Below are 25,155 nucleotides of genomic sequence, written 5' to 3'. Positions count from 1 at the left end.
TCAGTGGGCAGTGACATGATGGGTTCATGCGAACACCGCGCCTGTTGCTGCCCGCTGTTGCCTACCGGGACCTGACCTCACGCTTCGATTCCGGTGCGCTCAACCGCGGTATTGCCTACGCGCAGGAACAGCGCTTGGCAGCGGTGTCGTGGTTTGCCGACGACAGCGTGATCGAAGCCGAGGTTGTCGGCACTGATTCCTATTCCGTACACGTCGAGCTCGCGGGGGCTTCTGCTCCCCGCGAGCTCGACCTTTTGGATTTGCCCATGCCTGCACGCAGCCGGGCTGAAGAACTCCAGTGGTTCACTCCCACAGCGTGCATGTGCACCTGCCCAGTGGGCAGGGACTGCAAACACGCGGCAGCGCTTCTGCGCTGGACTACTTCGCTGGCCAGCGTCCAGAAGTTTGGGGGAGTGGGCCACCTGTCGCCATTGGCGAGTGCTGACCTGAGCTTCGTCGCGGACTGTGTCGAAAAGTCCACGGGACACATTGACGAACTTGACGTTCCCATTCGCCAGCTGGCCCCCGTTCCACATGATCGGCGCACCACTCCGGCGTGCGAAAACCCCGTCGGCTGGCCCACGGGTTTCAGCGGAGCCCAGCGGGCAGCGGCAGGTGATTCCACCTCGGGAGCCTGGGGAGAAGAACCAGTTCTTGCTGAGGACGGCGGGGAAGTCGACCCCGACCTTCTGTTTACCGACCTGCCGACCGAAGACCCCGTGCGCGCACCCGAACCGGCCTGGCGGCAGGCCCTGCGGTTCCTCCAAGCGCCGGACGTTCCGGCGCGCGGCGGCCTGGCGATTGCCTTTGAGCTGCAGCGGCGCATCAGCTGGTTCGACCAGCGGGCTGGGGGCGGGACCTCGGTGTCTGCCGAGGATGCCCTGGACCCCAATGTGCAGCTGGTCATCCGCCCTATGCGGCGCGGCCAGCGCGATGCCTGGATCAAAGGCGGGCTGACCTGGCGCTCGCTTATGTCCGGCGGTGATCCTGGGCTCGACCCCGAACAGGCCACAATTCTGGGGCAGATCTACCGTCTGCACCTGTCCGAAGGTGTGGGCCGGGCCATGCGGGAAGATCACATCGATCTGGCCGACACCGGCAGCAGGCTCATGTGGGAACTGCTGGAGCGCGCCCAACAGATGGGGGTCGAGTTCATTGGGCTGGCGCCGATTGAATCGGTTCAGTGGGGCGACACGGCGTCGGCTGAGTTCTCCATTGCCAGCGCGGAGGGAACGCGGGCACACGGCGGGCTGCAGCTGACACCCGCCCTCAGCATTGACGGTGAACCCGTCCGGAGGCCCAAGTTCTTAGGACCGTACGCGCTTGCCGACATTGTTCTTCCCGGTGACTCCGAGCATGCGGCGGGCGGCGATGGGTCCGGTGCTGCGGTCGGTACTGGAGTTCACGTTCGCATTGCGCGTTTGGATCGCCCGGCGCACGAAGGCCTGCAGAGGCTGCTGCTGTCCGACGGCTTCAGTGTGCCCGCTGAGGATCGGCAGGAGTTCTTCGATGAGGGTCTGACCGTGCTGAGCCAGTCGGCTGCCGTAGTGAGCACGGATTCATCGGTGGAACTGCCGGACTCGACAACCCCGCAGCTGAACCTCACGGCCTCTTTCACCGGCGATCACGTCGACCTTTCGTGGCAGTGGCGGTATCGGATGCCCAATCGGCGTCTGCCGCTCAACCCACCTGCCGGCAGCGGAGGTGCCGGTATCAGAGGTGCCGGTATCAGAGGTGCCGGTGCCAGCGGGCAGCGCAATATCGAGGCTGAACGCGACATCCTCATGGAAGTCCACCGGCAGTGGCCCGATCAGGCGCGCGAAGACACGTTGTCTTTTGACGGTGTTGAAGCCGCTCAGTTCACGGCCGAAGTTCTGCCGCAGCTGGAAGAATCGCCGCTCATCGAGGTGTCGGTTTTCGGCACACGGCCCGACTACGTGCACATTGAGGGAACACCGAATGTCAGTGCGGTCGTCAATGAGCGCAACGACTGGTTCGACCTCGCCATGTCAGTGCACGTGGGCGATCGCGAACTTCCCTTCGCCACGGTGTTCACGGCGCTCGCCCGCGGACAAGACGCGGTGCTCATGCCGGATAAGTCCTACCTCAAATTGGACCACCCGGTATTCGACAAGCTGCGCGACCTCATCCGCGAAGCAACGGTCCTGCAGGAATGGTCGCCCACCAAACAGCGCATCGACAAACACCAGGTGGGTCAGTTCAAAGCGCTCGAAGACATCGCGGACACCATTGAAGGCGACACTGAATGGTTTGAGCGCATTCGCGCGCTCGCCCAAGTGGACGAACTTCCGACCGCCCCGCTGCCTGCGGGGCTGAAAGCCACACTGCGCGATTACCAGCGCGAAGGCTTCCAGTGGCTGAGCTTCTTGTACGGGGCTGGTCTCGGCGGAATCCTCGCTGATGACATGGGCTTGGGCAAAACCATTCAAACGCTCGCGCTCATTGCCCACGCCCGCGAAACCGCGGCGGGTGCGGTGGCAGAGACCCCTGCCGGCACCTCGGCCCCGGCAGGCACAGACCACCCGGCAGAAGCAGATGACAGGGCCGGCATCTCGGCCCCGTTCCTGGTGGTGGCGCCGTCGTCGGTTGTGGGCGTGTGGCAGGCGGAAGCCGCCCGGTTCACGCCCGGGCTCGACGTGCGGGTGGTCAGCCAGACCAGCAAGAAACGCGGAACTCCGCTGGAAGAAGCGCGCAGCGGCGCGGATGTCATTGTCACGTCCTACACCATCATGCGGCGCGATTCCGAAGAATACACAAAGCTGCCGTGGGCCGGTGCGGTGTTCGACGAAGCGCAGGCCATTAAGAACCGGCAGTCCAAGGGCTTTGGGGCGGCCTCAAAGATTCAGGCACCGTTTCGCCTGGTCATCACGGGTACGCCCATGGAAAATGCGCTCGCTGATTTCTGGTCGCTGCTGCGGATTGCGGTGCCGGGGCTCGTGGGGCCCTACCGGCGGTTCAACGAGGAGTTCGCCAAGCCGATCGAATCCGGTGAAGCCCCAGAGCGCATGCTTCTGCTGCGGCAGACGGTGCGGCCTTTCATGCTGCGGCGCACCAAGGAGCTCGTGGCGAAAGACCTCCCGGAAAAGCAGGAGTCGATCATCAGCGTCGAACTCACTCCCGCACACGCCAAGGCGTACAACACGCTTCTGCAGCGGGAGCGCAAAAAGGTTCTGCGGCTGTTGGACGACATGGATGTTGACGGCAACCGGATGACAGTTTTCCGGTCGCTCACGCTGCTGCGGATGATGGCGCTCGACCCAGCAATCGTCGAAGGCGGCAGCAATTCGTCGATCGAATCGTCGAAAATGCAGACGCTCCTTGAATCCTTGGGCCGGGTGATCGACGAGGGCCACCGGGTGATCGTGTTCAGCCAGTTCACGTCGTTCCTGCAGCGCATTTCGGACGAACTCACTTCCCGAGGCGCCGCCCACCTGTATCTGGACGGCTCGGTTCCCATGAGCGAACGAGCGGATTTGGTGACGGCGTTCCAGGAAGGCAGGGCGCCGGTGTTCCTCATATCGCTCAAAGCCGGAGGTGCCGGGCTTACGCTTACGGCCGCTGACTACGTGTTCATCATGGACCCGTGGTGGAACCCGGCAGCCGAAGCGCAGGCGGTCGACCGTGCTCACCGCATTGGGCAGGACAAAAAGGTCATGGTCTACCGCCTGGTGGCGCAGGGGACGATCGAAGAGAAGGTTGTCGACCTGCAGCAGCGCAAGGCGCGGCTGTTTGATTCGCTCATGGACGGCGGTGCTGGCTTTGCCCGCGGAATCTCCGCGGATGACCTGCGGGAGCTGTTCGGAGAGGGCAGCGCTTAAGGCACAGTCACCGCTAAGCGGTGGTGACTGCTCAGTGGCGGCCGGCAGGCACCTCGTTAGCCCGGGCGTTTTCCCGTCAGACCGCAGCGGATGGAATAAGCCGCCTGGATGTCGTGCTGTACGCGACGCCCACGATCTGAGGAGGTCTCATGTCACGCATTACGATCATCGGCGGACACGGAAAAATCGCCCTGATGGCAGCACCCCTGCTGGTCAAGGCAGGCCACGAGGTCACGTCGGTGTTCCGCAACCCCGACCACGAAGCCGACGTCGCCAAAACCGGCGCGACCCCGAAGGTCGCTGATATTGAACAGCTCGACACCGCTCAGCTGGCCCAGCTGCTTGAAGGACAGGATGCGGTCGTCTGGTCCGCGGGTGCAGGTGGAGGAAACCCGGCCCGCACCAAGGCAGTCGACCAGGATGCTGCGATCCGCTCTATGGACGCCGCCCAGCAGGCAGGCGCCAAGCGCTACGTGATGGTCTCCTACTTCAACGCCAGCCGCGATCACGGTGTGGACCCTGACGACAGCTTCTGGCAGTACGCGGAAGCCAAGAGCATCGCGGATGAACACCTGCGCGGGACGGATCTCGACTGGACGATCCTCGGACCCAGCCTGCTTACGCTCGAACCTGGCAGCGGCACGATCACCGTTGACGGAAAGGGCAGCGAGGTTTCGCGCGAAAACGTCGCACAGGTCATCGCGGCCGCGGTCGAGGACGACAACACCATCGGCCGCACGATCAACTTCGACGACGGCGACACTCCTATCGCTGAAGCGATTCACTGATCAGACCCGTGCGCCCGCCGTGCTGAGCGCAGCCGTCCAGCACCGCGAGCGCACAGCCCTGTTCTGGGCGCTGATCTGGGCTTAGGGTAGAGCCAGACATCAACCACGATCCACTGCAAGGGGGCAGCAGAGAGTGTCAGCCAAACCGTCCGCGACAGCAGTCCAGACCAGCCTGAGCACGGAAGTTCACCATGACCCCGCCTCGTGCGCGGGAGAACACGAAAGTCCCCTCGACTGCGCGGTCCGCGAAGGCGGGCACGCGCTCGTCGAACAGCTGGTGGCCAGCGGTGTGACGCGCGTGTTCGGGGTGCCGGGCGAAAGCTACCTGTCGGTGATCGACGGGCTGTACGACCACACCGACGACATTGAAATCATCGTCACCCGGCAAGAAGGCGGCGCCGCAATGGCCGCAGCCGCCCACGGTGCTCTCACTGGCGAACCTGGCATCTGCATGGTCACCCGCGGACCGGGGGCCACCAATGCCAGCATCGGCGTGCACGTGGCCAAGCAGGACGCCAGCCCCATGGTGCTGTTCATCGGCCAGATTCCACGCGATCACCAGCACCGCGAATCCTTCCAAGAGGTCAACTACCGACAGATGTTCGGCGAATTGGCCAAGGAAGTCATCGAAATCAACACGGTCGAGCGGGTTCCCGAACTCACGGTTCGCGCGCTCAATGCCGCGGTATCCGGCGAGCCCGGTCCGGTGGTTGTTGTGCTGCCCGAAGACATGCTGGTCGAACAGACCGACGCCCCGCTGAAATCACGCACCATGCCCGCGCCCGTGCTGCCTGATGCGCACTCGGTGCAGGAAGCCCACCGCCTGCTGAGTGAGGCCGAAAAGCCGCTCATCATCCTCGGTTCCACCGGCTACGCGCCGGAGCTTGGCCCGCTTGTCACCGACTACTGCGAGCGCAATGGGATTGCGCTGGCAGCCGCGCACAGGCGGATGCACCTGGTGGACAATTCGTCCCCCGCCTACGCGGGAACTTTTGAGTTCGGCAGGTCAGTGTTGGAAAACAACGCTGACGAGGCGGATGTCATCTTCTTCCTCGGCTCCCGCCCTGATCCCAACACGGGGGAGGAATGGGAAAACTACCGTGGCGGCGCGGCCAATGGCCAGGCTGGGCCTGGCGTCATCCACGTGTACCCCGATCCGAACGTCATCGGCCGGTTCTTCCCCGCTCATGTTGGGACTGCCGCCAGCCCACTGGAGTTCATGCGCGCGCTGGTTGAACACGAGGGTGGTGCTTCGGCTGGTGCGGGTGGTTCGGCTGGTGCTGGTGGTTCGGGTGACGGTGGCGCGGCTGGCGGGGGAGCCGGAGATTCCGCGCTCGCCGATGCCCGTCGGGCCTGGCAGAAGAAGCTGCACGACGATTGGGCCGGCTACATCGAGCGGAACCTGCAGACCTCCCTGGGTGGGCCGTTCATGCAGAAGTTCAACGCCCGGTTCGACGCGGAAACCATCATCACCAACGGCGCCGGGAACTACACGGCTTGGGTGCAGAAGAACCGCACCTACTCGACCTTCCCCTCGCACATTGCTTCGCAGTCCGGGTCGATGGGCTACGGAATCCCGGCAGCGCTCGCGGCCGCCTTGGAGCACCGCGATCGGACAGTTGTGACGTTTGCCGGTGACGGCTGCTTCATGATGAACGGCCAAGAGCTCGCCACGATGGCCGCCAACAACCTCGACGTGCTGGTGATCGTGGTCAACAATTCGCTCTACGGCACCATCCACATGCACCAAGAGCGCGAATACCCGGGCCGCCCCGTCTTCACCAGTCTGGACAACCCCGATTTCGCCGCACTCGGAGCGGCCTACGGGGCCCGCACCGCCAAGGTGAGCACACCGGAAGAGTTCGATGCGGCCCTTGCCGAGTTCGCCTCGGCCCCGGGTCTGCGGTTCATCGAAGTCGTAACGGAAGGCTACTGAGCGGCGGGGGTGTTCGCCCGGCCCGTCCGCGGGGGCGTTCTCCCGGCGGTCGGCGAGGCCCGGCGTCCAGCCCGGCCCGGCGGTAGGCGCGGCCCGGCGCCGTGCGGCCCGTCCGCCGGCGCGTTCTCACGCGCAAATGCAGATTCACGCTTTAATGCAGCGCATTAGCGCGTGAATCTGCATTAAAGCGTGAGTCTGTGCCACCTAGACGGCTGGTCGCCGCCATGCCCGGATGACTGCCGCGGCAACCCAGCCTCAGGCATTGAACACGTCGGTGAGCACGTCGACGACAGTGCGCGCCGCCGGTGTCAACGGCGCATCGGTGGACGTGAGGATGACAATGTCGCGGCTGCCGCAGATTGTTCTGGGAAGAATGTGGACGTTCGCGGGGGCCATCCGCATCAGGTAGGGCGTAGCCAAGGTGACGCCCAACCCTGATGAAGCCATGGCCAGTGCCACCGCGGAGTCAGTGACAAGGTGCTTCTCGCGGGGCATAACGCCGAGTTCCCTGCAGGCCAGCCGGAACGCCCGACCCCACGTTGAATCAGCCGGCGGCAGAATCCACGGTACGCGGCCCAGTGCGCGCCGCAGGATTTCCTGATCGCGGAAAACATCACCGCGGCCTGGCGCCACCCCCAGTCCGACAGGAGACCCGCCGGCGCCTCGAGTGCTTCCGGCGGCACCTCCATCGTCAGCCTCGCCGCCAGCCCCGCCAGCCTCGCCGGCAGCCCCGCCAGCCCCGCCGCCAGCCCCGTCGCCAACTCCGCCCGAGTCCACAGGTGCGGCTTCGTGAGCAGCTGCATCCACCTCGTGATTTTCGTCGATGCTGGGGCCGTCCTCGAGCCCAGCGGAAAGGCTCTTTCCCTCGCGCCCTTCGGCGGTAAGGGCCGCCAGGCCGCCGGGGCCGACGGCCACGGGCAGCCGTTGGCGGCGGACAGGCTTCATGTGCACTCCACGGCGCGGGGGCAGGCGCGCGTCCAGGTAGTCGATGCCGATCCCAACATCGATCAGTCCCGAGGCCACCGCTTCCTGCATTTCTTCGACGTCAACTTCGATGGTTTGCACGTCAATGCCCTTGCCCTCCAACTGCTGCGAAGCCGGCTGCATGGCCGCGACCGAAGCCGAACCGAAAACTCCCACGGTCACAGTCGTGTCGGCGGAGGCTCCGCGCATGGCTCGGGCGGCTTGGCGTTCGGCGGCGACGACCGCTCGGGCGCGGGGCAGCAGTGCCCGCCCGGCTTCCGTGAGGACAACGGACCGCCCCCGAGGTGAAACGACGGGTGATCCGACTGCTCGGCTGAGTGCCGACATGTGTTGGCTGACCGCGCCGGCCGTGTATCCCAGGCGGGTGGCGGCTGCGGCCATTGTTCCCTGCTCGGCGACTGCGACGAAGGTGCGCAACTGTGTCAACGTCCACTGCATATGAGCAAGCTACACGATTCATCAGCAAAGCTAAACGGAAGCTTAAAAATATATCGCTTGTCCTTACGGCTCAGTGGGTTCACGATGGTGGTGTGGCCCGTTGGGACCACCGGCGAACAGGTCAGCGTCGACCTCATCGCCGTATCCCTCGGGCACTGTTCAGCGTTGAACAGCCCGCTGCCATCAGCGTTGATCGGCAGCCCGACGAGAGGAGCTTTCGTGAATGTGAATGTTCCCCAGACTGTTCCCACGTCCGCGTCCGTGGTCATCATCGGCGGCGGCATCATGGGCACAGCCACTGCGTACGAACTGGCAAAGGCCGGTGTTGAAGACATTGTGCTCATTGAGCGCGGCGAACTGGCCGGCGGTTCCACAAGCCGTGCTGCCGGTGGTCTGCGCTGCCAGTTCTCGGACGAAGCGAACATCATGCTCGGCGCGCGCAGCTTGGAGATCTTCCGCCGCTTTGAAGAGCAGATGGGCCAGAACATCGACATGGTCCAGTCCGGCTACCTGTTCCTGTTGGACAACGAAGCCGATGCCGAAAAGATGGCCGCCAACGTGGAACTTCAGGCGTCCTTGGGTCAGTCGTCTCGCATGATTTCCCCGGCTGAATGCGGCGAACTCAACCCCGTCATCCGCACCGACGACCTTGTTGCCGGCGCTTTCAACCCCTTCGACGCCCACTGCACACCCGAGGCCGCTGTGGCCGGCTACGCCAAGAACGCCCGCCGGCTGGGGGTCACGATCCTCCGCGGGGTCGAAGTCACCCGGGTCATCGCAGAGGGGGACGAGGCGGAGCCCGGCTCCCGCCGGATCACTGGTGTTGAAACATCGGCTGGGCCGATTGCCGCTGACACCGTGGTGTGCGCGGCCGGAGCGTGGTCGAAGAAAATCGGTGCCGACGTGGGCATTGGCCTGCCGGTTGAACCGCTGCGCCGTCACATTGTGGTGAGTGAACCGGTGAACTTCGACCCGCGCCGGCTGCCGTTCACCATCGACTTTTCGACCAGCTATTACTTCCATTCTGAAGGAGGCGGACTGCTGTTCGGCGCCCCGGAGGTTGAAGACACGTGGGGCTTCAGCACCCAGCAGGACCCCGCGTGGCTTGAAGTGCTCGCCGAACTCATGGAGCGACGCACCCCCATGCTCGACGATGTTCAGCTGCGTCGCGGCTGGGCGGGACTCTACGAAGTCACCCCCGACCACAACGCGCTCATCGGCAAGTCTTCGCAGGTCGACGGCTTCATGTACGCCACCGGCTTTTCCGGTCACGGATTCCTGCAAGGCCCGGCGGTCGGCGAAATCATGGCGGACCTCTACCTGGACCGCACCCCGCTGATCGACATTTCGGGCCTGAGCCTGGACAGATTCGCATCCGGCGAAGTCCGCAAAGAAATGAACGTCGTGTAAGCGCGGCCGCCGGCTTTAGATCGTGGCGCCGGCACTCCCGTCGGGCTGGTGCGGCGCAGCTGGGCTGGTACGGCGCCCGTGGGACGAAACCCCGCAGCGCCAGTACTCCACCCGCAAGCCCCAAACTCACCAATCTTCCGAAGTCACAACGAACCACGTACTCACAAGACTGAAGAACCAACTCAGAAAGGACACGCACATGTCACTGCCGACACAGCAGCAGATCCTCGAGACCACCAAGAAGGCGCTCGCCGCGTGCGGTGCCGATTTTGACCAGCTGACCTCCGCCTCGTCAGGTGGTGCGGGAAGCCTCACCCTGCGTTCGCCGATCAACGGTGCCGAACTCGGCCAGGTGCCGGCCGATGACGAAGCCGCGATGGGGCGCAAGCTCGACGCTGCCCGCGAAGCCTTCAAGCAGTGGCGCGATGTCCCTGCGCCGGTGCGCGGCAAGGTCGTGCAGCGCTGGGGCCAGCTTCTTGAGGAACACAAGTCTGACCTGGGCGAACTCGTCACGATCGAAGCCGGCAAGATTCCGTCTGAAGCTGCCGGTGAAGTGCAGGAGATGATCGACATCTGCGAACTGGCGCTCGGTCAGTCGCGTCAGCTGTTCGGCAAGACCCTGCCGTCGGAGCGCCCCGGCCACCGCTTGATGGAAACGTGGCACCCGCTGGGCGTTGTCGGCATCATCACGGCGTTCAACTTCCCCGTGGCTGTGTTCGCGTGGAACACCGCACTCGCCCTCATCGCCGGTGACACGGTGGTGTGGAAGCCGTCGGAAACCTCGTCGCTGTCGGCCATTGGTGCGGAAGCTCTGCTGCGCCGCGCCGCGAAGGACTGCGGTGCGCCGGAAAACCTCAGCCAGGTGCTGCTGGGCGACCGCGACCTCGGTGCGGCCATGGTTGCCGACAAGCGCGTCGACCTGGTTTCGGCCACCGGTTCGGTTGCCATGGGTCGCAAGGTCGGCCCGGTTGTGGCTGAACGCTTCGGCCGGGTGCTGCTGGAACTCGGCGGCAACAACGCGGCAATCGTCGCACCCAGCGCAGACCTCGACCTGGCTCTGCGCGGCGTTGTCTTCGCAGCCGCGGGCACGGCCGGCCAGCGCTGCACCACGCTGCGCCGCCTGATTGTGCACTCCTCGGTCGCCGATGACCTCGTTGACCGTGTGGCCAAGGCCTACGGCACGCTGGCCATCGGTTCGCCCACCGACGACGGCACGCTGGTTGGTCCGCTCATCAACAAGGCTTCCTTCGACGCCATGCAGAACGCACTTCGCGCGGCAGAAGAACAGGGCGGAACGATTGTCTGCGGCGGCAAGCGCGTGCTCACCGACGAAGCTGACGACGCCTACTACGTCGAACCGGCCGTCGTCCGCATGCCGTCGCAGACGCAGATCGTGGAAGATGAAACCTTCGCACCCATCCTCTACGTCATGGAGTACGACGACTTCGACGCCGCCGTGGAACTCAACAACGCGGTTCCGCAGGGCCTGTCGAGTGCCGTGTTCACCTCGGAACTTGCAGAAGCCGAGCGTTTCCTCGCCTACTCCGACACTGGCATCGCGAATGTCAACATCGGTACGTCCGGTGCTGAAATCGGCGGCGCATTCGGCGGCAATAAGGAAACCGGTTGGGGCCGTGAATCCGGCACCGATTCCTGGCAGGCCTACATGCGCCAGGCGACGAACACCATCAACTACTCGGGCGAACTGCCCCTGGCCCAGGGCGTTGAGTTCATCTGATGTAGGGGTTTGACTGCGGGGTTGGGGTTAGGGCTCTGAGTTGGGCCCGGCTTTGGCTTTGGCTTTGCGTCCTGACTCTGCTTGACTCTGCTCCTGCGTGCAAAAACTCCGGTTTCTGCTGCCACGTGCAAAAACTCGGTCGGAATCGCTGATTTCGGCCGAGTTTTTGCACGTGGCAGCAGAATGTAAACGCAGGCAGACGAAGCGCTTCCGTCCCTGTTAGGCAAGGCATAGCTTGCTGGCGGAAATCCGCGGATTGGGCAGTATCGGAGTATGGGAACCGTGATGCGCATTTTCCGTGAGTACAAGCTGCTGGCCGCGGTGCTGGTGGAGCTCATCGTTGTTCTCGCGCTGCACTTTTCCGGCCTGACCACCGCTGCGCAGCTGGTGGCGACGGTATTCGTCGGATTCGTCATCCTGCTGACCGTCATCGACATGGTCAAGCAGCTGATGCGGCGGGAGTTCGGGCTCGACATTCTGGCCGTCGTGGCGATGACCGCCTCGCTTGCGGTCGGCGAGTATTTGGCGGCGTCGATTATTGCGCTCATGCTCACCGGTGGCGAGGCGCTGGAAGACTACGCGGCCGCGCGTGCCCGCCGTGATCTGCGCAGCTTGTTGGATCGGGCTCCGCAGCGGGCACACCGACTGCCGGCTGTTGATGCCCCCGTTGACCAGGCAGAAAACATTGAAATCGACCAGGTGGAGCCCGGCGATGTTCTGCTGGTACGGCCTGCCGAAGTTGTTCCCGTTGACGGCGAGGCGATCGATGCGGGGTCGTTCGATGAATCGTCTTTGACGGGTGAGTCGGCGGCTGTCGCGAAGGATGTCGGCGACACGATTCTGTCTGGTTCGGTCAACGGCACGCAGGCCGTGCGGATGCGCGCAACGCGTTCGGCGGCAGATTCCCAGTACCAGAAGATCATTGCTTTGGTGCGCCAGACTGAGGATCAGCAGGCGCCGATTGTTCGTGTGGCCGACCGCTACGCCATGCCGTTTACGGCGGTGTCGCTGCTGATTGCAGGGCTTGCGTGGTGGCTCAGCGGTGACCCTGTCCGGTTTGCCGAGGTGCTGGTTCTGGCCACGCCGTGCCCGCTGCTGATTGCTGCTCCCGTCGCGTTCCTTGGCGGTATGAGCCGGGCGTCCAATGCGGGAATCATTGTCAAGGGCGGTGCCGTCCTTGAGGCGTTGGGTTCGACTTCGACCGCTGCCTTCGATAAGACGGGCACACTGACTTACGGCCGGCCGACGGTTGCCGAGGTGCGCGCCGTTGGTGTCTCTGAGGACGAACTGCTGGCTGTTGCGGCTGCTGCCGAACAGTTCTCATCGCACGTTTTGGCACTCGGTGTGATTGAGGCTGCTGAAGGGCTTGAGTTGCCTGAGGCACGGAATGGTCGTGAGGTTGCGACCGAGGGTGTCGAGGCTGAGGTTGACTTTGGTGCGGGTGCGGATGGTGCGGCTGGCAGCGGTGTTACTGGCGCGGCCGGTGGCGGTGCTGCTGGCGGCGCGGGTGGCTCCGTTGTTCGTGTTGGCACGCTTGGTTTTGTTCGCGGCATGGCGCCGGAGGCGTTTGAGGTTGAGTTCGAGGCCGGACAGACTGTCGCTTATGTGTCGATCGGCAGTGAGTATGCCGGTGCGCTGATCCTTGATGATCAGGCGAGGGACAACGCCGGACAGTTGGTTTCGGAGCTTAGGCGTCATGGCTTTGAAAAGGTCACGATGCTCACTGGCGACAATCCGCACACTGCGCAGGCGATTGCTGCGGAGGTCGGGATTGACGATGTGCACGCTTCGCTTCTGCCGGAGGACAAGGTTCGTCTGCTGCACGAGATCGAGCCGAAGCCGGTCATCATGGTCGGTGACGGTGTCAACGATGCGCCGGTTCTCGCGGCTGCCGGGGTTGGCATTGCGATGGGGGCTCGCGGCGATACAGAGGCCTCCGAAGCTGCTGATGTCGTGATCACCCGTGACGATATTTCCCGTGTTGGCAAGGCTGTCGACATTGGGCGTTGGACTTTGGCGGTGGCGAAGAGCGCCATTTGGATCGGCATCATTTTGTCGCTCGTGCTGATGGGCTTCGCCTTCTTCGGTTTCATTCCAGCCGTTGTGGGTGCGCTGCTGCAGGAAGTCATCGACCTGGCCGCGATCGTCTACGCACTGCGAGCACTGAAGGGCCCTGAACGCTTCAAGGTGTAGTTAGGGTTTCCAGCCTCGTGCTCGCAGGGCGTCTCGAATCGCCTGTAGGTATTCGGCGGACGGCATTGATTTGGTCACTCGGATGACAGTCCAGCCTGCCGCCTCGAAAGCGCGGTATCTGCGGATATCGCTGGACCACTGGTCCGCATCGGTCATGTGGTGGATGCCTTCGTATTCGCAGCACACCTTGTACTCTTCCCAAGCCAGGTCGGGTTTCCTGTACTCGCCGATGCTCGGCAGATAGACCCGCGGGTTGACTGCCGGTTCGGGCAGTCCTGCGCGAATGATCTCGAGGCGCAGGCTCGTTTCCCGAGGCGACTGCACCCCTGGTCTGGCCAGCGGCAGGGCTTTGCGCAGAGTTCTGTAGATGCGGGACTGCGGCAGCTCCCGGATGAAGCTTTTAAGTTTGGCGTGTTCGACTTTCGGACCACCGTTCCACGGCCCCAAGAGTCCATCAAGAAGCTGCACCGCCTCACGGAAGTTCAATTCCGCAGCGATTTGAGCCATAACTTCCAGTCCGGATGCGACTGGAAGGTCGAACCAAAGGACTCTTTTATCTATGGGTTTGCGGTTGGACCTGACGTTCTTCATGCGAATCTGTCTGCCTCCGCGGCCGGTACTTACGAACACCAGTTCTTCACGCTGGAGTCTGTAAGGCAAAACCATGCCGTAGAGCGCCCCCGCAGTAGGCCCTACTCCGGTCGCTTCGGGGTATTTGCTCTGCACGGCAGAAAGCAGTTCCCGCTGTTTAAACCACAAGTCATCTGCCCAACGTGGCGCCCTGCCGATGCTTCGAATGTCACCGAACGCTCGTACACCGTGAACCAGCTGTCGGCTGTTGGCATCGATTGTCCACCTGGTTACACCGTTGTTCAGAAGGCTTCCCGTGGTGGCAATACCTGTGGCCGGTTTCCATAAACCGGACGTCGTGTTTTCTCCATGCCCCATATTCGGAAGGTAGGAGCGCTCGAGCAGCGGGCGCCACGGGTTTCTGGACCCTGTGGATAGCACCGGAGTTGTCCCCTGCACGGAGCACCGAAGTCAAAGCTCTGGAGAATCTGCTCCTGCGTGCAAAAACTCGGTTAAAAACGCGGTTTTGGGCCGAGTTTTTGACCACCCAAGCAGACGTGAAAGCCGGTGCGCGTTGCCGTTTGTGCTTTACGCCGCGGTGAACGCGTCGATGAGTGCTTCGGCGCTCGCACGGCCCTCGGCGATGGCGGTGGGGTAGTCCTCGCGCAGCATCAAGGACATCGTGCCCGTGTACGCGACCATGAGCGCCGACGCTAAGGCCTCCGCTCGGCTGCCAGAGCCCGCCGCAGCAGAACCCGCCGAGGCGCCGCTCACCTCTTCACTCCCATTTCCCGGGGCGTCGCCCGCCTGGGCGGACGAGGCGCCGCTCACCTGGCCATCCCCACTTCCCGGGGCGCCACCTGCCCGGGCGGACGAGGTGCCGCTCACCTCACCAGCGTCCTCACTTCCTGCCGCCTCGCCTGTGATTTCGCGGGCCGCGGCCAGGAGTCGTGTGCGCAGCAGCTGGGTTTCTTCGTCGAGAACGGCCTGCAGCTGAGCGCTGGGGTGTTCGATGGCGGCAGCGGTCCCGCTGAAGGCGCACCAGCGTTCGGTCATGTGTTCGCCCTGGTACGTCGTGAGCGCATCCCACAGAGCGAGTGCCCGGTCCTTCGGACAGTCAGCCGCGGCGATTTCGGCATCCCACACGCCTGTCCAAATATGCAGACGACGGCGCAGAGCAGCCGCGATCAGCCCTTCTTTGCTCCCGAAGTGTGAGTAGAGACTCGGCGGGGAGGCCTGTGCGTCTTTGAGGATCCGGTCGACGGGTGTGGAAATAACTCCGTGGATGAACAGCAGCGCGTCGGCGGAATCCAACAGTCGTTCGCGGACCGGCTTGGTCGCCTGCTTACGCACCGAACTCGCCGCAGGCCTACCCGCTGGCTTGGTCGCCTGCTTACGCACCGAACTCGCCGCAGGCCTACCCGCAGGCCTACCCGCCTGTTCAACAGGCTGATTGCCTGCTGACCCATCCGCGGGTGCACTTGCAGGCTCACTCGCCTGCTTAGCCGCTGTTTCAGTTGCCTGCTCGGTCGGCTTCATGGTTCGCAATCGTACTCCTGCAGCTTTACTCAACTTGAAGGTCACGCTGTCTTAACAGCTCGTCTGCGCAGCACAAAAGTATAACGCTCGTTTTATTTTCGATATAACGTGCGTTATCGTTGCAAAGAAGCGTGAGGCTGGGACGCGCAGCTTTCGTAAGCGAAGCTCTCGCCGCGCGAAACCCTCGCAAGGAAAACCAGCCAGCAAACGCAGCAAACCTACAAGCCAAAAGCGAAGGAAGTGCCGTGCCGAGCATTTACATCAACGGACAGTGGCAAGAAGCGGAATCACAGGAAACCCGAGACATCCTCTGCCCGGCCGATGGATCGCACGTCATCACTGTCAGCGAAGGCGACCGTGCTGACGCCCGCCGCGCCATCGAAGCCGCCCGCACCACCTTCGACGAAGGAACCTGGGCCACGACCCCGGCAGCCGACCGCGGCGCCATCGTCAACCGCCTGGCCGACATCCTTGAGCGCGACAAGGACAAGGTCGCCCGCATGGAATCGCAGGACACGGGCAAGCGCTTCGTCGAGTCCCAGCAGGACATGGACGACATCATCAACGTCTTCCGCCACTTCGCAGCCCTGGCGAACAAGCACGCCGGCCGCGTGGTCGACCCGGGTGACCCGTCCATCTCCAGCCGCGTCGTCACCGAACCGGTGGGCGTGTGCTCGCTCATCACGCCGTGGAACTTCCCGCTGCTGCAGACGGCCTGGAAGATCGCTCCGGCCATCGCCGCCGGAAACACCTTCGTGCTCAAGCCGGCCGAGCTGACTCCTCAGACCGCCATGTGGCTCATGGATGCCCTTGACGAGGCGGGGCTTCCGGCCGGTGTCGCAAACCTCGTCACCGGTCCGGGTGGCACCGTGGGTGCCGAAATGACGGAAAACCCGCAGGTGGACCTCGTGTCGTTCACTGGTGGTCTCGAAACCGGCCGCGTGATCATGGCCGCTGCCGCCCCGACCGTGAAGAAGGTCGCCCTGGAACTGGGTGGGAAGAACCCCAACATCATCTTTGCCGACGCTGATCTCGAAGCAGCAATTGACAACGCGCTCACCGCGATCTTCCTGGACTCCGGCCAGGTGTGCTCGGCTGGTGCTCGTCTGATCGTCGAAGAGTCGATTCACGATGAGGTCGTCGACGAACTCGTTCGCCGCGCCGAACTCATCCGCCTGGGCGGCCCGTTTGACGAAAACGCCGAGACCGGCCCGCTCATCAGCGAAGACCACCTGAACAAGGTGCACCGCTACGTCGAAGAGGCCATCGAAGACGGCGCTGTTCTGCGCACCGGCGGCAAGCGCGGCGAAGGCGAACTGGCGCAGGGCTCTTACTACCTGCCGACCATCCTCGATCGCTGCGACCAGTCGATGCGCTGTGTCCACGACGAATCGTTCGGCCCCGTGCTGACCGTCGAAACCTTCTCCGGTGACACCGCGGAGGCAGCCGAAGACGCCGCAGTGGCACTGGGCAATGACACCATCTACGGCCTTGCCGGTGCTGTGTGGACCGAAAATGCCGGCCGCGCCGAACGTGTCGCCGGCCGCCTGCGCCACGGCACCGTCTGGATCAACGACTTCCACCCGTACGTCCCGCAGGCCGAGTGGGGCGGCATGAAGCAGTCCGGCATCGGCCGTGAACTCGGCGAAGACGGCCTGGCCGAATACCAGGAGGTCAAGCACGTCTGGCACAACACCAAGCCGGCACCGGCCGACTGGTTCTCCGGCCGCAAAGCCTGACTCGCAGAGCCTGATCTACCCCTCAATCTTCTGTTCACAACTCCAAGGAGCGTTCAAGTGAAGAAGCACTATGACTATGTGATCGTCGGCGGCGGTTCTGCCGGTTCGGCGCTCGCCAACCGCTTGTCGGCTGACCCCAGCACCAGTGTGCTCGTGCTGGAGGCCGGACGTGCGGACTTCAAGTTCGACCCGCTGATCCACATGCCTGCCGCACTCATGTTCCCGTCGGGCAACCCGATGTACGACTGGCGCTACCAGACTGACCCGGAACCGCACATGGGCGGCCGCCGCGTGGCGCACACCCGCGGTAAGGTGCTGGGCGGTTCGAGCTCGATCAACGGCATGATCTTCCAGCGCGGAAACGCCGGTGACTACGACAAGTGGGCCACCTTCGAAGGCATGGAGGACTGGGACTACGCCCACGTCCTGCCGTACTTCAAGCGCATGGAGACGACGCTGGCCGGTGCTGATGAGTGGCGCGGCGGCGCCGGTCCGCTGACCCTTGAGCGCAAGAAGGCCAACAGCCCGCTGTTCCAGGCGTTCTTCGAGGCCACCCGCCAGGCCGGCTACGCTCCGACGGATGACGTCAACGGCTACCGTCAGGAGGGCTTCGCCCCCTTCGATGCGAACACCTACAAGGGTTCGCGCATGAGCGCTTCGCGTTCCTACCTGTGGCCGGTCAAGAACCGCAAGAACCTCGACATTGCGACTCTCGCTTTTGTCACCCAGCTGCGCTGGAACGGCACCCGTGTGACCGGGGTCGACTTCGTACGAGGCGGAAAGAAGCCGCACAGCGTCTCCGCCGGCGAGGTGATCCTCTGTGGAGGTGCCTTCAACTCACCTCAGGTGCTGCAGCTGTCCGGTGTGGGCGACCCCGACCACCTGCGTTCGGTCGGCATCAAGCCGCGCGTCGACCTGCCGGGTGTTGGTGAGAACCTGCAGGACCACCTCGAGGTCTACCTGCAGCACGAATCCGTGCAGCCGGTTTCCATCCAGCCGTGGCTGAAGATGTGGAAGGCCCCGTGGATCGGTGCGCAGTGGCTGTTCGCCAACGCCGGTGTGGGTGCTTCGAACCACTTCGAGGGCGGCGGCTTCATCCGCACCAACGACGACGTCGTGTACCCGAACCTCATGTTCCACTTCCTGCCGATCGCTGTTCGCTACGACGGCACCGGCGGTGACCACGAACACGGCTACCAGGTGCACATCGGCCCGATGAACTCCGATGTTCGCGGTCACGTGAAGATCAAGTCGAACGACCCCAAGCAGCACCCCTCGATCCTGTTCAACTACCTGTCGACCGAAAACGACCGTCGCGAATGGGTTGAGGTTGTGCGCGCTGCACGCCACATCCTGTCCCAGCCGGCGTTCGCACCGTTCGACGGCGGCGAACTGTCGCCCGGCAAGGACGTTGAAACCGACGAGGAGATCCTCGACTGGATCCGCCGCGACGCCGAAACTGCTCTGCACCCGTCGTGCTCGGCGAAGATGGGTGTCGACGACATGTCGGTTGTCGACCCCTCGTCCATGAAGGTCCACGGCACCGAGGGTCTGCGCGTTGTCGACGCTTCGGTCTTCCCGACCATCACCAACGGCAACATCTACGCACCCGTCATGATGGTTGCTGAGCGCGCTGCCGACCTCATTGCCGGCAACACCATGCTCGAGCCCGAATACCCGCCTGTTTACAAGGCTAAGTCCGGTATGCCGCTGTACCCCGAAGGCGACCCGCGCAACAGCGCGTGGAACGCCCGCACGGACATCCCCAGTGCGCTTGAGGCAATGGCTGCGGGTGATGACAAGTGAGCAGCACCCCATCAAACCCCAAGCCGCAGTCCCAGACTGCGGCGGGCGGCACCTCGTCAGCTGTTGGAGAAGTCGAACCTGAGCTTCGGCCCCAGGTGACCAGCCCCAAGGTCAAGCCGGTTGTGCTCGGCGTGACCGGAGTGTTCATCGCGCTGGTCGCCGGGTGGGCGCTGTTCTTCACGGAGTCGGCCGAGGCGACACTCGGCGTGCTCGTGGGATGGATCGGCAACTGGTTCGGCTGGTTCTACATCCTGCTGGCCACCGCGATTTTGGTGTTCGTGGTGGTGCTCGCCCTGCGGTACTCCAAGATCCGCCTGGGCAAAGACACGGACCGGCCCGAATACTCGACGTTCGCGTGGGCATCCATGCTGTTCGCAGCCGGCATCGGCACCGACGTGATGTTCTTCGCGGTTGCCGAACCCGCATCGCAGTACCTGGCGCCTCCCGTGACGGAAGCCGGATCGCTTGACGCTGCACGCGAAGGCACCGTGTGGACGCTGTTCCACTACGGCATCACCGGCTGGGGCATGTACACGCTCATGGGCATCGCCCTGGGCTACTTCGCCCACCGCAAGGGCCTCCCGCTGGCAGTCCGCTCGGCGCTCTACCCGCTGTTCGGCAAGCGCATCAAGGGCGGCGTGGGCAACGCCGTCGACATCGCAACGGTGCTCGGCACCATCTTCGGTGTTGCAACCTCGCTCGGTATCGGCGTGGTCATGCTCAACGTGGGCCTGGACATCATGTTCGGCATCGACCAGGGCACTCCCGCTCAGGTGGGCCTCGTGGTCGTCGCGGTTCTCGTGGCAATCGTGTCGGCGACATCCGGTGTTGATAAGGGCATCCGCATCCTCAGCCAGCTCAACGTGGTGCTCGCACTCGTGCTGGCCGGCTGGGTTCTGGTGTTCGGCGACACCGCATTCCTGCTGCGTGCCGCAACCATGAACGTCGGTGACTTCATCAGCATGTTCCCCGGCCTGACGCTCGACACGATGGCATACGACCACCCGGCCGAATGGATGAACCTGTGGACCCTGTTCTTCTGGGCCTGGTGGGTTGCCTGGGCAAGCTTCGTCGGCATGTTCCTGGCCCGCATCTCCAAGGGCCGCACGCTGGGCCAGTTCGTCATCGGCACGCTCACCATCCCGTTCATCTACATCCTCATGTGGGTGACGATGTTCGGCAACACGGCGATTGCGCGCATCCGTTCGGGCGACACCGCGTTTGCCGAAGCTGCAGTCGAGACACCGGAGTCCGGTTTCTACATGCTGCTGCAGGACTTCCCCGGAGCGTTCTTCCTGGTGGGACTGGCAACGTTCGTCGGTCTGCTGTTCTACGTGACATCGGCTGACTCCGGTGCGCTGGTCATGGCAAACCTCACCAGCCGCCTGCCGGATGCCGAAACCGACGCCAAGCCGTGGGTGCGCATCCTGTGGGCCGTGGCAACCGGTGTTCTGACGATCGCCATGCTGGTGGTCGGCGGCATCACCGCGCTGCAGTACGCGACGGTTGTTATGGGTCTGCCGTTCGCATTCGTCATGATTTTGGTTGCCATTGGCTTGCTGCGCGCACTCGAAGGCGAACGCAAGCAGACGCACGCCATGATGGATTCGCTGCGCTCGCAGGTTGTCGGTGCTGGCGGTGTCGTTGGCGGCGGTGCCGGTGCTGGTGCGGCGGGTGGCGCTGGTGCTGGTGCTGGCAGCTGGCGGAATCGTCTGCGGCGCCAGTTCGGCAATGTGTCGCTGCGATCCACGCAGGAGCGCATGTCCGAGGTCGTCATCCCCGCGCTGGAAGAAGTCGCAGCTGAACTGCGTGAGCAGGGTGTTGACGCGCAGATCGTCCGCGAAGACGACGTGTCGAAGAAGATCAAGCACTCCGTGTCGCTCACTGTTCAGGGCACGCACGAAATGCTGGAGAACTTCGACTACACGGCGCAGATTCGCCAGATCAAGGCCGCAACCTACGGCACCCGCATGCGCGAAGCAGACGATGTCTCAAGCCAGCTTGAGGTCAAGGTTCCCGGTGGCGGAACCTACGACATCTTGGACTATTCGCGTGAGCGGATCGCCCACGACGTTCTCGACCACTACACGTGGTGGCTGAACTCCAACGTTGCTGTGACGGAGGAGACCAAGGTAGGGGAGTAACTCTGCTGCCACGTGCAAAAACTCCGGATTCTGCTTATACGTGCAAAAACTCGGCCGAAAACTGCGATTTCGGCCGAGTTTTTGCACGCCAGAGCAGATTCGGCCTGCTTACGCCGTCCGGCCTAGGCGTTCCGCTAGGCGGTGGAAGCCCGGGTCTGGGTCGCCGAAGCGGTGCAGCGTCATCGAGATTGCCTGTTCATGCAGGTAGTAGCGGCCTTCGATGCGGCCCGAGGCGGTCACCGGTTCATCGAGCACTGCCACTTCCGGCCGGTCGACAATGGCTTCGAGCACTTCGGCTTCCGCCGCGCCAATGTTGCGCACGCGGGCTGCTCCGTTCACCAGAAGCTGGCCATCGGACAGGCGCTTGCCGAACTCCGCGGCCGATTCAAGGGCAACGCCGCCACCCGTGCCGTTCGCGCTTCCGCCAGCGTCCACCCCAGAACCAGCAGCCGCAACCGCTGCCGCGCGGACAGATCCTTCTGCGTCAGAGGCGACACTCCAGGTCAGTGGCGTGCCCAGACGCTGAGCAGCTTCGGCTACGCGGGTGATTTCCACAGGCTTTGCCGCAGCAGTCACGCGCACGGTCACCGCCGTGGGCAGGTAGCGGAAGATGTTCGCCTCCGATTCGAAACCGTCCGAGTCGCGGGCAACGCCGAACTCGCGGCGAATGGCTTCGTCATCAGAGCGGCGGGCGCGTTCAAGCCAATCGCGTTCATCGCGCGTTGCCGCAGTGCCCGAAACTGAACCACCCGCAGCACCCGAAGATGTCGAGGACCCGGGTGCCTCCACCTCGTCAGCCAGAGCAGCCGAACCAGGCCTGTCCGCCCAGGTGCCCATCATGTGGACGTAGTTGGGACCGCCGGCCTTGGAGCCCAGCCCGACCGACGACTTCTTCCAGCCGCCGAAGCTCTGACGGCGCACGATCGCGCCCGTGATTCCGCGGTTGACGTACAGGTTGCCGGCCTGGACGCGGCCGAGCCATTCGTCGACTTCGCGCGGATCGAGCGAGTGAATGCCGGCGGTCAGGCCGTACTCGACGGCGTTCTGCAGGCGGATGGCCTCGTCGAGATCGCGCGCGTGCATGAGCCCGAGCACCGGCCCGAAGCACTCCGTCATGTGGAAGAACGATCCCGGCTGCACGCCGGTCCGAATACCCGGACGCCACAGCGGGCCGGGCATGCCCGGTGCCCGCTGGTCCGAATCTGACGAGGTGCCGCCGGCTCCCACCTGCTTCTCACCAGGGGAAATGTCTCCGGTTGGGATGCCGGGTGCCGCAGCGAGCACTTTCGGTTTGATGAGCCATTCTTCGCCGACTTCCAGGCGGGTCAGTCCGCGCTGGAGCTTGTCGCTGGGGGCTCCGGTGAGCGGTCCGATGGTGGCTGACAGGTTGAGCGGGGAGTCCACGATGAGAGATTCCGTCGCGTCGACCAGCTGGCTCAGGAAGCGCTGTGAGTCGTACATCGAGCCCACCAGAATGCCCAGCGAAGCGGCCGAGCACTTCTGTCCCGCGTGTCCGAATGCTGAGTTCACAAGGTCGGCCACGGCGAGGTCGCGGTCGGCGGACGGGGTGATGATCATTGCGTTCTTGCCGCTGGTTTCTGCGTTAATCGCCAGGGAGGGGCGGAACGAACGGAAAAGTGCGGCTGTGTCAGAGGCTCCTGTCAGGATGACCCTGTCAACGTCCGGATGGCTGATCAGCGCCTTGCCGGTTTCGCTTTCAATCGGCGGCACCAGCTGCAGGACGTTGCGCGGGATGCCGGCTAGCCACAGCGTTTCGACGATCATCCGCGAACACTCGGGCGTCATGCCCGAAGGTTTGTGGATGACTGCTGAACCTGCGGCGAGTGCTGCCACGGTCGATCCCGTTGGAATTGCTACGGGGAAGTTCCACGGAGGTGTAATGACAGTTACTTGATCAGGTGTGAACTGCACGCCGTCGCGGGTTTCGATTTCTTCGATCTCGAGGGCCTGGTCGGCGTAATAGCGGATGAAGTCGATGGCTTCGGACAGTTCGGGGTCGGACTGGGCGAGTGTTTTGCCTGCTTCGGCCGCTGCGACTGCGAGGAATTCGCCGCGTCGCTGTGCGAACAGTTCGGCTGCCCGCTGGAAGTAGGGCAGGCGGCCGCGTGCGCCGAGTGCTGCCCAGTCGGCTGCTGCCTGTTTGGCGGTCTGCACTGTCGCGTCGACGTCGAAGTCGTCTGCGGTTCGCGGGCTGATGTCGATGTGCTCTGCTGCCGCGATCACCTGCCTGGACCACTCTTGGTTGGCCGGCAGGGCGGGGTCGGTGTTCGGCTCGTTTGCGAAGCCGCGGACGGGGGCCGCTGCGGGGGTGGTCTCCGCAGGACCCACGCCCGAGGCGCCTTCGGGGTTGGCCGCGGGTGTTTCACCCGATGCGCCCGCATCTGCCGCGCTTTCCTCACCTTCACCGGTGCCCGCGTTCTCACCCGAGGTGTCGGACTGGGTGGTGAGCGGCGCCTCGTGCAGTCGGTTTTGGGTGCGGTTGGGGCCGGGAGGTGTGTCGCCTTCGCGGGCGAGCACGGTTTCGAGGTCACTCAGCGAGGCCAGGAAGTGGCTGCGTTCGCGCCGGAAGATGGGCCCGCCGTCGGTCAGGTCGAAGATGCCGGACATGAAGTTTTCGTTTGCGGCGTTTTCTTCTAGGCGGCGCACCAGGTAGGAGATCGCGACGTCGAACTGTTCGGGTGCGACGGCCGGAACGTACAGGAGGACGTCACCGACGTCGGCTGCGACCTGCTCGGACTGTTCTTCGGCCATGCCGTGCAGCATTTCGAATTCGACGCGGTCGTCAACGCCTCGCCGCTTCGACAGGTGGTGGGCAAAGGCGATGTCGAACAGGTTGTGTCCGGCGGCACCCAGGCGGAGTCCCTTCATGTTCTCCGGGTTCAGCAGCCAGTGGAGCACGCGCTTGTAGTTGGCGTCGGTGGCCTGCTTGGAGGGGTTGACGGTCAGGGGCCATTCGGCGGTTTCGGCGTGCACGCGCTCCATGGACAGGTTCGCACCCTTGACCAGGCGCACTTTGATGCCGGCGCCGCCGTCGGCCACGCGCTGTGCGCCGAATTCGGCCAGCCGCTGGGTGGCTGCGAGTGCATCCGGCAGGTAGGCCTGCAGAACGATGCCGGCTTCCAGCTGCTTGAACGCCGGTTCGCTCAGCAGGCGTTCGAAGACGTCGATTGTCAGGTGGAGGTCCTGGTATTCCTCCATGTCGAGGTTGATGAACTTTTGGCCGCGGCCGGCGGCTTCGAGTTCGACGGCGTCTTCGTACAGCGGGCGCAGGCGGTCCACCACGTAGTCGACCGTGCCCGGGTAGTCCCACATGCTGATCTGCGAGGCAACGGAGGACACCTTGATCGATACGTAGTCGACATCGTCCCTGGCCAGAAGCCTGCGGGTGTCCTGCAGGTGGCGGTCGGCCTCTTGTTCGCCGAGCACCGCTTCGCCCAGCAGGTTGATGTTGAGGCGGTGTCCGGCCTCGTGCATTGCCTTGACAGCTTTGCCGAAGGGTTCGGGGCGGGCGTCGATCACCATGTGCCCGACCATCTGCCGCAAGCGAGCCTTGGCGACGGGGATGACGACGTGCGGCAGTTTTTCGGCCATGGCGGCGCCGGCCTTGATCTGCATGCGCTCCGCTAGTGGCAGGGATTTGGGGGTGAGTTCGGCGATTTCGGTCAGTGCTTTTGCGGCGGCCCGGGGGTCTTCCGTGCGGATGACTCGGTCCACAAAGCCCTGCGTGAACGGCAGTCCGTTGGGGTCTTTCAGCACCGCCGCCAGGAGGCGCGCGCCCTTGTCAGCCTGGCGGGTGGCCTTGTTGGCTGCCTCTTTGGCTGCGGTGGTTCCGGTTGCGCCAGCTGCCGAGGTGGAACTCGCCTCACCCTGCTGGTTCGCCTTGCGCAGCCACTTGCGGACGGTGCTGATGGCTTCGGCGCTGACTGTGGACAGTTCGGCGTCGGTGATGAAATCTGCTTCTGTATGCGACACGATCGCTCCTCTTCACTGAGATGCTCAGGCCGCCGGAT

The 25,155-nt window shown here is 63.9% G+C and carries 13 protein-coding genes; 9 read left to right on the top strand and 4 right to left on the bottom strand.

The window, feature by feature from the left end; translation table 11 throughout:
* Positions 1 to 26 precede the first annotated feature (26 nt).
* The 3 genes from Bravens_RS02375 to Bravens_RS02365 all read left to right on the top strand — a co-directional run bounded on the left by Bravens_RS02375 (position 27) and on the right by Bravens_RS02365 (position 6,563).
* The gene (locus tag Bravens_RS02375) at positions 27 to 3,839 is read left to right on the top strand and encodes a DEAD/DEAH box helicase (RefSeq protein WP_062019974.1); all 3,813 of its coding nucleotides are present in this window, start codon (positions 27 to 29) and stop codon (positions 3,837 to 3,839) included.
* Positions 3,840 to 3,988: 149 nt separating this feature from the next.
* Positions 3,989 to 4,627: an SDR family oxidoreductase gene (locus Bravens_RS02370; RefSeq protein ID WP_062019972.1), complete on the top strand. Its 639-nt coding sequence runs from the start codon at positions 3,989 to 3,991 to the stop codon at positions 4,625 to 4,627.
* A 133-nt stretch (positions 4,628 to 4,760) separates the two neighbouring features.
* Complete coding sequence (locus Bravens_RS02365) at positions 4,761 to 6,563, top strand: thiamine pyrophosphate-dependent enzyme (protein ID WP_062019970.1); 1,803 nt, start codon at positions 4,761 to 4,763, stop codon at positions 6,561 to 6,563.
* A 255-nt stretch (positions 6,564 to 6,818) separates the two neighbouring features.
* On the opposite strand, the gene Bravens_RS02360 is transcribed toward Bravens_RS02365, so the two are convergent.
* Positions 6,819 to 7,973 (bottom strand): LysR family transcriptional regulator, encoded by a 1,155-nt coding sequence (locus Bravens_RS02360; RefSeq protein WP_167346383.1) that lies wholly within the window; start codon positions 7,971 to 7,973, stop codon positions 6,819 to 6,821.
* Positions 7,974 to 8,204: 231 nt separating this feature from the next.
* Between Bravens_RS02360 and Bravens_RS02355 the strand changes: the two genes are divergently transcribed.
* The 3 genes from Bravens_RS02355 to Bravens_RS02345 all read left to right on the top strand — a co-directional run bounded on the left by Bravens_RS02355 (position 8,205) and on the right by Bravens_RS02345 (position 13,326).
* Positions 8,205 to 9,395 (top strand): NAD(P)/FAD-dependent oxidoreductase, encoded by a 1,191-nt coding sequence (locus Bravens_RS02355; protein WP_082790982.1) that lies wholly within the window; start codon positions 8,205 to 8,207, stop codon positions 9,393 to 9,395.
* Positions 9,396 to 9,594: 199 nt separating this feature from the next.
* A complete protein-coding gene (gene amaB / locus Bravens_RS02350) occupies positions 9,595 to 11,133 on the top strand; it encodes an L-piperidine-6-carboxylate dehydrogenase (RefSeq protein WP_062019965.1) in 1,539 nt (512 codons plus the stop codon).
* A 285-nt stretch (positions 11,134 to 11,418) separates the two neighbouring features.
* Positions 11,419 to 13,326, top strand: a complete 1,908-nt coding sequence (locus Bravens_RS02345; protein WP_244878094.1) for a heavy metal translocating P-type ATPase — start codon at positions 11,419 to 11,421, stop codon at positions 13,324 to 13,326.
* On the opposite strand, the gene Bravens_RS02340 is transcribed toward Bravens_RS02345, so the two are convergent.
* Complete coding sequence (locus Bravens_RS02340; RefSeq protein WP_157452687.1) at positions 13,327 to 13,917, bottom strand: endonuclease domain-containing protein; 591 nt, start codon at positions 13,915 to 13,917, stop codon at positions 13,327 to 13,329.
* A 567-nt stretch (positions 13,918 to 14,484) separates the two neighbouring features.
* On the bottom strand, positions 14,485 to 15,249 hold the full coding sequence (locus Bravens_RS02335; protein ID WP_062019961.1) for a TetR/AcrR family transcriptional regulator: 765 nt from the start codon (positions 15,247 to 15,249) through the stop codon (positions 14,485 to 14,487).
* 431 nt (positions 15,250 to 15,680) lie between these two features.
* On the opposite strand from Bravens_RS02335, the gene Bravens_RS02330 reads away from it, so the two are divergent.
* The 3 genes from Bravens_RS02330 to betT are packed head-to-tail and all read left to right on the top strand — an operon-like array spanning position 15,681 to position 21,124.
* On the top strand, positions 15,681 to 17,174 hold the full coding sequence (locus Bravens_RS02330; protein WP_062019959.1) for an aldehyde dehydrogenase family protein: 1,494 nt from the start codon (positions 15,681 to 15,683) through the stop codon (positions 17,172 to 17,174).
* A gap of 57 nt (positions 17,175 to 17,231) precedes the next feature.
* A complete protein-coding gene (gene betA / locus Bravens_RS02325) occupies positions 17,232 to 18,980 on the top strand; it encodes a choline dehydrogenase (protein WP_062019957.1) in 1,749 nt (582 codons plus the stop codon).
* Positions 18,977 to 21,124, top strand: a complete 2,148-nt coding sequence (gene betT, locus Bravens_RS02320; RefSeq protein WP_062019955.1) for a choline BCCT transporter BetT — start codon at positions 18,977 to 18,979, stop codon at positions 21,122 to 21,124. Before betA ends, betT begins: the two co-directional genes overlap by 4 nt.
* 108 nt (positions 21,125 to 21,232) lie before the next feature.
* Here the strand turns inward: betT and Bravens_RS02315 are convergent, their stop codons facing one another.
* Positions 21,233 to 25,117 carry a proline dehydrogenase family protein gene (locus Bravens_RS02315; RefSeq protein WP_062019953.1) on the bottom strand — a complete coding sequence of 1,295 codons (3,885 nt, stop codon included), beginning with the start codon at positions 25,115 to 25,117 and terminating at the stop codon, positions 21,233 to 21,235.
* Positions 25,118 to 25,155: the final 38 nt, after the last annotated feature.

This window comes from Brevibacterium ravenspurgense, from assembly GCF_001584615.1.
Classification (GTDB): domain Bacteria; phylum Actinomycetota; class Actinomycetes; order Actinomycetales; family Brevibacteriaceae; genus Brevibacterium; species Brevibacterium ravenspurgense.
The sequence above is the reverse complement of the archived record's forward strand: the minus strand, read 5'-3'. Positions and strand labels throughout refer to the sequence as shown.

Bases quoted from the DNA above. Each gene is read 5' to 3' on its own strand.
- Bravens_RS02340 (WP_157452687.1), bottom strand. From the start codon at position 13,917: ATGAAGAACGTCAGGTCCAACCGCAAACCCATAGATAAAAGAGTCCTT.
- amaB (WP_062019965.1), top strand. From the start codon at position 9,595: ATGTCACTGCCGACACAGCAGCAGATCCTCGAGACCACCAAGAAGGCG.
- Bravens_RS02375 (WP_062019974.1), top strand. From the start codon at position 27: ATGCGAACACCGCGCCTGTTGCTGCCCGCTGTTGCCTACCGGGACCTG.
- Bravens_RS02370 (WP_062019972.1), top strand. From the start codon at position 3,989: ATGTCACGCATTACGATCATCGGCGGACACGGAAAAATCGCCCTGATG.
- Bravens_RS02345 (WP_244878094.1), top strand. From the start codon at position 11,419: ATGCGCATTTTCCGTGAGTACAAGCTGCTGGCCGCGGTGCTGGTGGAG.